General features: G+C 37.6%; 12 protein-coding genes and 1 tRNA gene. 1 reads left to right on the forward strand and 12 read right to left on the reverse strand.

What is annotated here, in order from left to right; translation table 11 throughout:
• Window positions 1–227: 227 nt before the first annotated feature.
• The 12 genes from A2536_11285 to A2536_11340 form a co-directional block, all read right to left on the reverse strand.
• On the reverse strand, window positions 228–935 hold the full coding sequence (locus A2536_11285) for a hypothetical protein (protein ID OGF47968.1): 708 nt from the start codon (window positions 933–935) through the stop codon (window positions 228–230).
• Window positions 935–2500, reverse strand: coding sequence for a citramalate synthase (locus A2536_11290; protein ID OGF47969.1), 1566 nt, complete (start codon window positions 2498–2500; stop codon window positions 935–937). The genes A2536_11285 and A2536_11290 overlap by 1 nt, the downstream gene beginning before the upstream one ends.
• Window positions 2501–2626: 126 nt before the next feature.
• Window positions 2627–3844 (reverse strand): aspartate kinase, encoded by a 1218-nt coding sequence (locus tag A2536_11295; GenBank protein OGF48009.1) that lies wholly within the window; start codon window positions 3842–3844, stop codon window positions 2627–2629.
• A 175-nt stretch (window positions 3845–4019) separates the two neighbouring features.
• Window positions 4020–5141 (reverse strand): hypothetical protein, encoded by a 1122-nt coding sequence (locus A2536_11300; GenBank protein OGF47970.1) that lies wholly within the window; start codon window positions 5139–5141, stop codon window positions 4020–4022.
• A 199-nt stretch (window positions 5142–5340) separates the two neighbouring features.
• Window positions 5341–6531, reverse strand: a complete 1191-nt coding sequence (locus A2536_11305; protein OGF47971.1) for a hypothetical protein — start codon at window positions 6529–6531, stop codon at window positions 5341–5343.
• A gap of 183 nt (window positions 6532–6714) precedes the next feature.
• Window positions 6715–7059, reverse strand: a complete 345-nt coding sequence (locus A2536_11310; protein OGF47972.1) for a four helix bundle protein — start codon at window positions 7057–7059, stop codon at window positions 6715–6717.
• Between the two features lie 432 nt (window positions 7060–7491).
• The gene (locus A2536_11315; protein OGF47973.1) at window positions 7492–7764 is read right to left on the reverse strand and encodes a hypothetical protein; all 273 of its coding nucleotides are present in this window, start codon (window positions 7762–7764) and stop codon (window positions 7492–7494) included.
• A 66-nt stretch (window positions 7765–7830) separates the two neighbouring features.
• Entirely contained in the window at window positions 7831–8448 is a 618-nt protein-coding gene (locus A2536_11320; protein OGF47974.1) for a hypothetical protein, read from the reverse strand.
• A complete protein-coding gene (locus A2536_11325) occupies window positions 8445–9446 on the reverse strand; it encodes a hypothetical protein (GenBank protein OGF47975.1) in 1002 nt (333 codons plus the stop codon). Before A2536_11325 ends, A2536_11320 begins: the two co-directional genes overlap by 4 nt.
• Window positions 9447–9687: 241 nt before the next feature.
• Window positions 9688–9763: transfer RNA gene (locus tag A2536_11330), tRNA-Glu, on the reverse strand.
• Between the two features lie 208 nt (window positions 9764–9971).
• Window positions 9972–10751 carry a hypothetical protein gene (locus A2536_11335; GenBank protein OGF47976.1) on the reverse strand — a complete coding sequence of 260 codons (780 nt, stop codon included), beginning with the start codon at window positions 10749–10751 and terminating at the stop codon, window positions 9972–9974.
• Between the two features lie 19 nt (window positions 10752–10770).
• Entirely contained in the window at window positions 10771–11148 is a 378-nt protein-coding gene (locus A2536_11340; protein ID OGF47977.1) for a hypothetical protein, read from the reverse strand.
• Window positions 11149–11315: 167 nt separating this feature from the next.
• Between A2536_11340 and A2536_11345 the strand changes: the two genes are divergently transcribed.
• Window positions 11316–13082, forward strand: a complete 1767-nt coding sequence (locus A2536_11345) for a hypothetical protein (protein ID OGF47978.1) — start codon at window positions 11316–11318, stop codon at window positions 13080–13082.
• Window positions 13083–13092: the final 10 nt, after the last annotated feature.

Consider the following 13092-nt stretch of genomic DNA (forward strand, 5'->3'; position numbering starts at 1 on the left):
CGGGAAAAATGTTTAAGTTCGGTTAAAAAACCGCTTCTTGGTTCCAGTTGTCAAAGAACGGTGTTTCTAGAAATAATTGCGACACAGTCTGAATAACTAAATTCTAAGCACTAAACAAATCTAAAATCAAGCAATAAGTCTTAAACAAAATCTTTGTACCTATATATAAACTTCCTTAAGTTTAGTGCTTAGTGCTTTATTCTTAGTTATTGTTTAGAATTTAGTGCTTAGTTATTAGTAATTGTCTTTATTTCTACTTTATGCAAGAATTTAAATTTAATTTCTTCGAGTTTAAGACCTTCTGCGGAGCCGTTAGAATTCAAAGTAATTCCAGGAAGATTAACAATGATATTCCCCGCTTCCTGTTTTACCTGATCGAAGACTATGTAACCTTCTCTTTTTACCCCGGGATAAATCTCTCCGTTGATAAAAAGGGTTTTTTCCACCCTGTTATACCTGTAATAGTCCTCGGTGTAAATAACAGTTTTATCGTAGAATAAATCACCGCGTGAAGTGTTTTTTGCCTGAACCATTGTGGCCACGGGATATAGGGACTTAAAATAATCTAAAGATAGAGAATTTGACTGACCGCCAAGGCTGTCCAGCAACACAGTTTTTCCGGTATCAATAAATATTTTATCCTGCCTGGTGTTTTCCACCGTCAGTTTGAACACCGAAAAGAAGTACTTTTGCTCGCTTACATACGGATTCCAATTTATGTATTCAGACACCTCTTCTAATTTTTTTCTGGTCTCAAAGACAAGACTCACCTTAATACCTTCTTTCAGAAAAGAACAAATCCCTTCATTTGAGGTAATAGTATAATCTCCTGTGTTTACAGGCTCCATAGTAATAATTGTACGATAAAACGTACCGCACCCCGGAATAAAAGCTATCAGAAAGAGACAGGTTATCAGACGGGATAAAGCAGACATCACTTAACTCCGTCTTTAAGAAGTTTATATTCTATACTGTCTAGAAGCGCATACCAGCTGGCTTCGATAAGATTAGTAGAAACTCCAACCGTGCTCCAGATAGTCTTTCCGTCTGTAGACTCAATATTAACGCGGCAAATAGCTTCGGTAGCCGCCTGAGGGTTAATTATCCTCACTTTAAAATCCCTGAGATAAACCTGAGATAAGGAAGGATAAAACCTCTCAAGCGCTTTTCTTAAAGCATTATTTAAAGCATCGACAGGCCCGTTCCCTTCTGCTGCTGTATGTTCAGAAACACCCTTAACCGAAACTTTTATTGTAGCTTCCGAGACTACTTTACCGGCTCTACTTTCAAGTATTACCCTGAAACCTTCCAGATTAAAAAAGGTTCGATGCGTCTTCGTAGCTTTTTTCATCAAAAGCTCAAAGGAAGCTTCTGCGTCTTCAAAATTGTACCCCTGATTCTCCAATTCTTTGAGTTTCCTTAAAAGTTCTTTTGAAGCAGGATTATCTTTTCCCATATCAATATTCAGTTCTGTTGCTTTATAAAGAACATTGCTGATACCCGACTGATCGGAAATAAGTACTCTTCTTTTATTACCGACAAATTCCGGTTCTGTATGCTCGTAAGTTCTGGGGTTTTTCTTAACTGCATCAACATGGATTCCGCCTTTATGAGCAAAAGCAGAATAACCGACAAACGGCATATTGTCAGCAAGCATTACATTCGCAATATCGGCAACAAAAATAGAAAGCGAGGTAAGTTCTTTTAATTTACCTGCAGAAAGGCAGGAAACGCCTGACTTAAGCTGTAAATTTGGAATCACTGTACAAAGATTTGCATTCCCGCATCTCTCTCCAAATCCGTTTATTGTCCCCTCAACGACCATAGCCCCGCATTCAACGGCAGTTACAGAGTTTGCTGCTGCCATATCGGAATCATTATGCGCATGAATTCCAAGAGATATTTTTACATGTTTTTTTACGTCTTCAATTATTGTTTTGATCTCGGAAGTCAGACACCCGCCATTGGTATCGCAAAGCACGAGATAGTCCGCTCCTGCTTTTTCCGCCGCTAAAAGAGTTCTAACAGCATATTCCTTATTTGCCTTGTATCCGTCAAAAAAATGCTCAGCATCATAAAATACTTCAAGCTTATTCGCTTTCAGGTATTCCACAGAATCAAAGATTAATTTCAGATTTTCTTCAAGGGAAATGCGAAGCGCATCGGATACATGAAGGTCCCAGGTCTTGCCAAAGATTGCTGCAGCATATGACCCGGACTTAATGATAGCTTTCAGGTTTTCATCGTCTTTAGCGGAATTTTTTGCCCTTCTCGTACTGCCAAAAGCAACACTCCGGGAATGCATTAACTTAAGCTCCTTTAATTTCCGGAAAAATTCAGCATCTTTAGGATTCGCACCCGGCCAACCACCTTCAATATAATCAATCCCAATTTCATCCAGTTTTTTGGCAATTTTCAGTTTTTCATCAACAGAGAAAGTTACCCCCTCTCCCTGCGCCCCGTCTCTTAAAGTTGTGTCATAAAGAATAACTTTTTTCATATAAGCATTTCCTCGACAGACCGCCTTTCATCTGCCCGTTAATTGGTCGCTGTCCCTAATTTACTCGGCGGTGCGTTTACCGCCTTCCTAATTGTCAATTGTCATTCGTAAATCGTCAATGCTTTACTAAATTTTGTCCAAGTTAAATTTTAAATGCAATTTCCTCACCGCATCTTCAGTTTTCGCTTTGTCAATCACTACAGATATCTTTATTTCAGAAGTTGAAATCATCTCGATATTAACCCCTGATTCGGACAACGCCTCAAACATCATTGCCGCAACACCCGCATGGCTTCTCATCCCGACACCTATTACCGATATTTTGGCTATACCTTCATCTATCATAATATTTTTAATACCTATCCTTGCTTTGACCTTCTCCACTGCCGCAAGAGATTTTTTAAGCTCCTCTTTCCCGATGGTGAAGGAGAGATTAGTAACACCTTCTTCACTTACGTCCTGAACTATCATATCAACATTAATATTTTCATCGGCAAGAGCTCTGAAAATCGCACCTGCATTTCCCGGTTTATCAGGAATGCCGTAAACTGTAACTTTTGCTTCATCCTTGCTGTAAGTAACACCGCTGACATATAATTTTTCCATTTCTTTTGCCTCCTTCGTAATCATCGTACCCATTCCTTCGTTAAAGGTGGGCCTTACCCGTACAGGCATATTATATCTCTGTGCATATTCTATAGACCTTGCATTAACTACCTGAGCACCGGCCGAAGCCATCTCCAGCATTTCCTCGTAGGAGATATTTTTAATAAGCCTGGCTTCCGGAACTATCTTAGGATTTGTAGTCAGTATTCCGTCTACATCTTTATAAAGTTCGCAAACTTCCGCGCCAAGAGCCGTGGCAATTGCTACAGCAGTAAGATCAGACCCGCCCCGTCCCAAAGTGGTAATATCCTCATCAACATCCATACCCTGAAAACCGGCAACAATAACCACCTTATCAAGTTTCAGAGCCTTAACAATTTTTTCTCCGCCAATCTTGACTATTCTTGCTTTACCGTGTACATCATCAGTAACAATACCAACCTGCGGTCCGGTAAAGGAAATAGCATCGCAACCCAGAGATTTAATCGCAATCGCCATAAGCGCAATGGATTTTTGTTCCCCTGTTGCCAAGAGTACATCCATTTCCCTTTCATCCGGAGTATCAGTTATCTGCTTGGCAAGATCAATAAGATTATCTGTTTCATCACCCGGAGCAGAAACAACGACAACCACCTCGTTGCCCTCATCTTTGCATTTAACGATACGTCTTGCCACATCCTTCATATTTGCCGGAGTAGCAACCGACGACCCGCCAAATTTCTGTACAATTATCCCCATCTTTCTTAACTTTTTCCCTCCCGCTAAAAATGATACTACAAATACAAAAATGCCCCCGCAGGGCATACTTATCATTATATTAGCAAATTCTGGCTGGTTTTTCTATATTAAATATGGATTTTTATCATTTACATTGCAAACTTTATTAACCTTAAAACCTTCTGCATATTCAATTCTATTTCTTTTCTAATGTTTTCATTGCGGAATCCGCAAGGTCATTTATCTCTTTTATTTCACCCGGACTGAGTTTTAAAAACTGTTTACAAAGCATACCAATTGTCTGATATTTTTTCTTTTCAGTTATAATATCATTTACGGCTTTTTTCGTTTTATTTGCTATTATGGCAATTTTAACTGCCTGATCTATCTTATCTGTTTTTTTAATGCTCTCAAGAACAACAGATTGGTCAGCATTTATTAATTTGCATATTTTTTCCGCCAATTCCGTTTGCTCCTGATCCTGAGACATTTCTTTGTAACCTTCAGGAATGCTTACAGTTGAAGCCGCAGTCGCACACGCGCTTAAAATACCGTTCAGGTCTTCAACGGATATTTTGCCCTGTATCCTTTTGGGTACGTGTACTTTATAAAGCGAACCCACGTAACCTACTGTCTCCCCCGTCCTCATGCTGACCAATGGTATCCATCTGAAATAATTCGATTTGACAAACATATTGCTTTGCCGGAAATCATATATTAGAGTCTCCCAATCAACCCCACTCATCCTCTTTTCCGCAATAGAAGACAAATCTTTACCTGTTTTTGCCGCCACAACACAGGCAGTTATTGAATCCCGTATAGTTAATTTTCTGCCAAAACATTTATAACTGATATCGCTTTTATTTATGACGTTTTTTTCTACAGGACTCAGCGAATCCATTGACTGTATTGCCGAATACATCTCATCAGAAAGCTGTGTTTTATTGACATTCAAATAAATACCCTTTGTTACTTTGACCTTAAATATCCGGTCGCAATAATTGCGGTATTTATCCTGAATGTTGTATATTACCGCTGTTGTCATATCCTCATTATTTGAGCCGGTTCCATCGCCAGATAAAAAAGCATCAAGCGAACAAGAACAAGAATATGCCATCAACATATCTTTTAGATCAACTTTTTTATAATCTCCTTTTATATCCTTTTCACTGACTCCAGTTATACTCATGACTTCATGTACTGCCTTTTCCTCATTGGCAAGTTCCTCATATAAAAAACTGGTTTTAGTAGCAGCTTGAGCAAAGCCTGCAGCAGAAAAACAGGAAAATACCGCAAATATCATAAACAACTTTTTCATAAAACCCCCATTAATACTATAATACTAACTACTTCGAAATGCATAATTGATTCCCCTCTATTCACCCGGTAAAACACTATTTAAATTATTTTACCACAAAATTAAGTAATCTCAAAGCATTTTTCAGTCGAAATTTGGAATGTTTGTCCAACCTTAAAGAGGGTTTTAGCATACGCAGTGGGTTTTCTAAGGATTTACGCTAAACCAATCCAGCAAGGAACTTATCTAGACTAATAACCCTTACGCCTTTAATAATAAAATCTTTCCCCGGTTCCATCACCACAAGATAAGCAGCCGGTATACCAATCCTTTCTATAAAATATCTGAGAGTTTGGGGAATTTCTCTGTACGAAGATTTCACCTCCACGGCAAACCAGGGCTTATTATCCACAGAAACAAGAAAATCTGTTTCTCTCTGATCTTTGTCTTTTATGAAATGAAGCTCTACTTTGTAGCCCTGTGTATCATACAGGTAGTCAGTAAGTTTAAGAAGATGCGACGCAACTATGTTTTCCAATCTGGCGCCTTCATCTTTAAGTTCTGACCAGTCCCATAGATACATTTTAGTTTTTTTACTTAAAGACCTTATTTTTAAACTTCTAAAAGGCGCTATCCTGAAAATATAGTAAAATCTGGACAAAATATCCAACCAATGCTGAACTGTCTTGAATGAAACCTTCAGATCTTCAGAGAGGGATTCAATCGATAACTCGGAAGAGACTTTTCCCCGCAATAATTCAACAAGCACCTGCATAGCGGAAATATCCTTTATACACTCAATATCTCTTATATCTTCTTTTATAATCCTGTCAGATCGTTCATTATGCCAGCGCCTTAGTCCCGCTTCATCCTGTTTCAGGTAAACCTCGGGAAAGCCTCCATATTTCCAAAGCCTTTCAAATATCTTGCCGTCAACTTTACCGTTATAATCAGGATTATCTTTTAAAGGAACTCCTTTATAGGATATTCCTGCCATTTCTGCGGCACTAAAAGGATGCAACCGATAATAACGGTATCTACCCAAAAGAGAATCCCCGCCCTTCCTAAAAATGTCAAGCCGGGAACTTCCAGTGACCGAGATATTGAGCCTTTCTTTATTCTTATCGTAAATACCCTTTATATAATTCTTCCAATTCTTGTATTTGTGCAGCTCATCAAAAATGATGTACTTGCTTTTTGTTTCAAATTTTTCACTAAGAATTTTCGTTCTGTCTTCCCGGCTGTCCCAATTCAAGTACTGATAATTTCCTTTGTAAAGTTTATCTCCCAGTTGTTCCGCAAGCGTGGTCTTCCCGACCTGCCTGGGTCCGCCGATAAAAACCATCTTCTCAGAAAGATCAGCTCCTGTACTTGCTTCCATATACCTGACAATTTGCTTGCCTGCGCCCATATTTTCCCCCACTCCATATTATACGCGTAAATATTGTAACACACTCCAATATTTACTTGTTGCATTATATCTGTATAATTGATTTTTGTCAACCGTAAAGATTTCCGATGATATTTGGAATGGAAACACACAGGTATGAAAATAGATCGTCCGCCTAGGCAGACTCTGCCAGAAAATATCAGCCTAATACTGAATTAATCCTGTTAACATTTTACCTATTTCATTCAGCTTTTCTTTAAGTTTTTTGTTGGGCTCTTCGCTTATTAGTTGTTTTCTCTTGCATAACTCAAGAATAGGCACACATTCAAAAGCAGAACCTCTGGCTATCCTGAAGAAATGTATACGGTCGGCTTTTTGGAAGCGACCGTTTCCTTCGGCGATGTTCGTTGCAATTGATAAAGATGCACGATTCAACTGGTCAACGAGATAATAGGTACCTTTCCGGAACCCTTCGGTAAGATTGCTGACTTCTTCAGCAAAATTAAGAGAATTTTGATAGACTTTTAGATTTTCGAAAAGGAATGGCATTTTTCACCCCCGTGAAAAACAGATAGTTTGAAAATAGAACTCGAAACTTCCACACAAGATCTTTTTGAACAATAGAACTAAGCAACATTCAAAAAAAGACTTTTGAGCAATAGAACGCAATTGAACTGGCTTTTATCTATTGTCTAATCTCGATTGTTCAATTGCTCTGCCAAATTTCCTCTTTGGAAATTTGGCGTCCCCATTGTGAAGCGAATCGAACTCAAAGTTTAATTACAGCCAATATTATCATTACCCTGTCTGATCATATCCCGCTATATATAGGGCTTGCGCCTAAAGCAACAGAATTGCATATGCTTGGCATGAGCATTACGGGAATTGCAAAAGCTCTCAAAGTATCTAAAGACACCGTGCTCCGCGCCCTAAACCTCAAGAATTAATATTAACATAACCGTTAATGCAGTCATTTTTAAATTACTTATCATACAATAATTTTATCAGAGAGTGTATATTCTCGGTTTTATCTGTAATTCTGACAGTTTTTTTGTCATTATTATTCTCTAACTTAGCCTGTGTAGTCAACTTGTCTTTAATTTTGCTATAAAACTCCTCATAGCCTTTAAAATCCGAGTACTTGTATTCCAGCGACTTTGAGCCATCTTCGTTATTTTCAAAATACATTTTATCTATTAAACGTCGGCTAGACATGTTCATATCAAAAATGTCAGAAACAATAGTGTATGTCATTGGATATATTTTAGTTTCAAATTTCTTCTTCTTAAGAAATAATACATATCTTGCGACTTATCGTATTTATATCCTGTATCCTTTAAAATCGTTGTTAAGTAAATCATCAAGTTTCATTTTTTCCATCAATTTATAAGTTACCTTAAAATCCATACTATTCTCAGCGGTCATAAAATTATTTCCGGTTTTTGCCAGAATAACCGACAGCACTTCAATTATTGGAATTTTTGCAAATTCCAAAGGAACATCCACTGTTTCATTCTTCTTTGTCGGATCCACACCCTTTAGATATTCCCGATACTGCAATTTATCTTTTACAATGTTCCAGGTAATATATAACTTACTTCTGGCAATTATGTCGCCAAAATTATCATCTTCTTCATTAATCGCTTTCCCGGTTTTTATGTGATAAATGCCTGCTTTATCTTTTTCAAAATCAAGTTTTTTCGATTCAAGAATCAGCTTCAATAACTCATCTAATTCCTGCCGCTCTTTAAAAAGCATTGTCACACTGCCGTAAGTTGAGAGATTCACTTCTATTAAGTATTTGGCCCCCGCTTTTAAAAACAGTGTTTCAATGGCTACTTTTACCGGAGTATTCGAAAAATCGATAGGGGGCTCGACAAATATTTGCTCAGAGAACAAAGCCCCAGTTAACACCATAATTATTATCAAGGTTTTCATTTTTTTACCCTGTATTTCACGTTTTTATGGCTACCTACCGCTTCTATCACACTTGAACTAATCAGGGGTTTCATTACATAATGCGCTCCGGGCAGGGTTGTGCCTAACGCTTCGGCTATTTCTCTTATACCCGCGAGTTTCTTTTCCTGTAATAACCTTAGTAATTTTTCCTGTCTGAGAGTCAGGGAAACATTTAATTTCTCATTTATGCCAACCGCTAGGATACGCTTATAAGTTCTTTCCAGTGTTTCCAGAACATTCTCGCACATATATTCCAACCAGATATCAATGGGGCGCCCTTCAACCTGGACATATTGAAGGTTGCTGATATAAAAACGCCGGTTTTCATTCAACACTTCATCTAAAGAAAAAATATGAAGCGAGTCAAAACCTTTTCTGTATAAATCCCAGGTAGCAAAAGCTCTGGCGCTTCGTCCGTTGCCGTCCTGAAAAGGATGTATGGTAACAAATTGAAGATGCATCAACGCGGAAGATATAACGGCCGGCAGTTCATTCGCTTCTCCGTTTATCCAATCCGTGAATTCTTCCATCATCCCGGGTATTTTTTTCCAGTGTGGGGCAAAATGAAGTCCGGCTTTAACATCCACTCTCCGGTATTCACCTGCTTTTCCGCCTTCAAGAGCTCCGGTCACAATTATTTCGTGAAGGCGCAAAATATCCTTTTTATCTATTATCTTGTCCTTCTCTCTTTTAATTATCCACTTTATTGCGCTTAAATAATTTCTTGCCATTACAACATGCTTTTCCGGATAACCAACCACTTCCTTTCCGTCAAAGAGCGATTCAACTGCTTCAATTGAAAGGGTGCATCCTTCTATTGCCGTAGACCCGTGTGCAAGGCTAACAGCTGCATCCCGAACAAGTGCAGGAATCCACGGAAGTTTCACACTCGCAGACTGTATCTTTTCCTTGAGCCCTGCAATTTCTTCCAGAAGCCGTAAGGTTCTGTTATTTATATTATACTTTGGTTTCCACATATCTTGCATAAAGTATACATAAAGTCTTGCATAAAGTCAATACTGATTTTTGAAAGGGAAACACACGGGGATGAAAATAGAAAAGATGTTTCAGCATAATGCGATATGAGGTTATTATATATTTGCTTCGCAAAGAGATCTTTTGAAAATCGAGAATCGAAAATGGACCGAATCGATATCCTCCATAATCAAATCTCGAATTTCGACTATCGATTCTCGGCCAAATTTGCCTAAGCAAATTTGGCGTCCCCAACGGGACTCGAACCCGTCCGACCACCTTGAAAGGGTGGTGACCTAACCAACTAGTCTATGGGGACACATTAAATACGACGATAGAGGGTGATTATACTATAAAAACGGGGTTTGTTCAAGCTTAAAAGATTTCCTACGATTACACTACTTTAGGATCCCTCTGCTCATAAAGCAATTGAAAGATACTTAGCTCAAAAAAAAAGACAGCCATTTGACCGCCTTCTTATCTTTCTTCCTATTACCCAGAACCAAGCACCTAAAACCTTTTTTCTATTATTTTAGCTTTTTTACGAAGAAATTTTCCAGTCTTTCCGAAATAACTTTTCTTGTGTTTCCGCTTAATATACCTTCCACACTTTCAAATTTATTTTTTATATCAAAACCTTTTTTATTAATCATAAATTCCCTTATCTTCTCATCATGTTCGCTGCCTCTTGTCTTTAAGACTAAAATAGCTTTTTTGATGGCACCTTCCACCTCGACAAATCTGAGTGAAACGACAACATCAACAACATAGGAAAAATCATGTGTCACGCTCACAACATCAACACCGCTATCGCTTGACTCTTCTACAAAGACAGAAGTAATATTTTCTTTTTCAAGACCATAAATCACCTTTGTGAATATTTTCCTTAATTCAAAAGCCTCGCCGGATAAGCCCTGAAAATAGCTAACGGTATCAACGAGAACTCTTCTGATATTCATTTCGGCAACAAGCTTTGTAATAAAAGCGCCGCTTTTTAAATCTTTTAAAAATATTTCCGGGCTGGTAAAGATAACTTTGAGTTTATTTTTTTTCTCAAGGTCCTTAAGATCCCAACCAAGGCTCAAAGCATCACGATAAAGCTTTTGAGGGAATTCCTCAAAGGTGACTATTAATCCGCTTTCATTAAATTTTGTAATTCCATTATGAATAAATTGCAGGCCAAGAGTTGTCTTTCCTGTCCCGGGCGCACCTTTAAGGAGCATACTGCTTCCTTCATAAAGCCCGCCACCCAGCATCTCATCAAGACCTTTTATACCGGTTTTTACCCTGTTTGTATCGTTTGTCATAAAACTCCTGACTTTCCAGCTATCTTTTTGTCTCAATACTTTTATTCAGCAGATAACCTATTATCAACATACGAATAGAGTTCTTACTATAATAGGAGATAAACCGCTTAACCAGTTCCAGTGTGTTTTTATTTTGAGAAAGCTCATACAATTTTTTCCCGTCAACATCTACTTCTTCTAAAACGTGTGCTTTCACAAGCTCTTTAATAGCCTTGCTTATTTCTTCTTTTTTATTATTTGTAACTTCGGTAAGGGTTTCTACGTCCACGCGGGAAGAGGAATTTAGACCAAAGAATCTGACAATATCAAGCTTCTCAAATGTATTAATATAATTCTTAATAAAATTAAGCATATCCTCATCAACATGCTTCTTTAAAAGTATTTCACCCACTTCCATCGTTTTATTCCCCCCGGGTCACTCCTTTTGCAACCCCTATCTTATAATTAATATCATAGAAAATGATATTTGTCAAATATTATATTGAATATTTCCTTTTTTGGTGATATTATTATTCTATTGTTTTGGCTTTATGTAATATTACCTTCTAAGGGGGAACACATATTATGGCAATGGAAGTATTTAGAAACAAGAAAGTTATGAAGTATATATATTTTGGAGTGGCAATAGCTTTTGTTTTAAGTTTAGGTTATGCGGGAATAACGAGCGGTCTCTTCAGGCAGGATCCTGACACAGTGGCCGTAGTAAACGGAAAGTCAATAAAATACGATGAATTTAGTAAAGCATATACGAGAACTCTGGAACAGTATCAAACAAGATTTTTTAAAGGTGAAGAAGTCCCTGAGATGTACAAAAAAGATATCAAAAAAGGGACTGTTCAGAATCTAATTAATCAGCATTTGCTTCTGGATTATGTAAAAAAGAACGGAATAACCACCTCCGAAGCTGAAGTAAAAGAAAAAATAAGAGAAACTTACACGGTCGAAGGGAAATACAATCCTAACTATCTGAAGTATGTTCTAAAAATGAATAAAATAACAGAAGAAGAATTAATCGCCGACTTTATTAATAATTCCAATCTTATAAAAGTACAGCAGATGATTCGTGACTCTTCAAAAGTAAGCGAGAATGAACTAAATGAGGAACTTGACATCAAGTACAGCCAAAAAAAGGTGCGTTTCATAAAAATAGATACTGCTGCTTTTTCCAAACAATTTAAGATCCCTCAAGATGATATTTTAAAGTATTACAACGAGAGAAAAAATGAATTTAGTATTCCGGAACAATTTAAGGTTCAATATGTAATGCTGGATTTTACAAAAGAGTTTGATATCTCAGCCAAAGAAAAAGCGGTGATGCTTATCAAAAAGCTGTCAACAGGCACCGCATTTGAAGATCTGGCAAAAGAATATTCGGAAGATCCGGGATCAAAAAGTAACGGCGGGGATCTGGGCTTTTTTAAAAAAGGCATGATGGTCCCTGAATTTGAAAAAGCAGCTTTTTCGCTGAACCCGGGAGAATACACCATGGAACCGGTAAAAACAGATTTTGGTTATCATATAATAAAAGTTGAAGAAAAAAAAGGCGATGAGATAAGAGCCAGACATGTTCTGATTAAACCCTCCCCTGATGCAAAGGGCAAGACCAACGCCTCTGAAAAATTAATAAATATAAAAAAAGATTTTTCCGCAGGAGCTAAAATCGGCGGCTTTATCGTGAAAGAGAGCTCTTTTTCCCGTTCTGAGTTTTTAAACCCTAAAGACATAGACTCTGACGAACAGGAAACGGTAAAGGCTGCAATCCTTAAACTAAAGCCGGGTGAAACCTCCGAAGTTGTGGAAACAAAAAAAGGATTTTATGTTTTCAAACTGACCGGGTTTATTCCGGAAGGGTATAAGACAATTGAGACCGTAAGAACTCAGATTGAAGATAATATCAAAAAAGAAAAAGCATCGCCCATGGCGGAAGCCGAGGCAGAAAACATCTATAAGTCTATCAAAGAAGGCAAAACTACTTTTGATAAAGCATGCTCCAAGTATGGAATTAAAGATACCGGATATTTTACCATGAACGACAAGTCCATTAAAGACATAGACGATACTTCGGATTTTTTAAAGTCGGTTAAATCTTTAAGAGTTAAGGGAGAGCTTAGCCGGCCGGCAAAAAGTACATCAGGAATATATGTTCTGGAACTGGCAGATCTAAAAGAACCGGATATGAAGAAACTCGAAAAAGAAAAAGAGACTCTTAAAACGGATATATTGAACAAAAAGCAGCAATCTTCTTTCTCTAATTTCATGGAAGATATCAGAAAGAAAGGATCAATAAAAGATTATTCTGAGAAATTTTTAGCCGAAACTACAGCTGAGTAACCATTAAAAA

The sequence above is a fragment of the Candidatus Firestonebacteria bacterium RIFOXYD2_FULL_39_29 genome (assembly GCA_001778375.1).
GTDB lineage: Bacteria > Oederibacteriota > D2-FULL-39-29 > D2-FULL-39-29 > D2-FULL-39-29 > D2-FULL-39-29.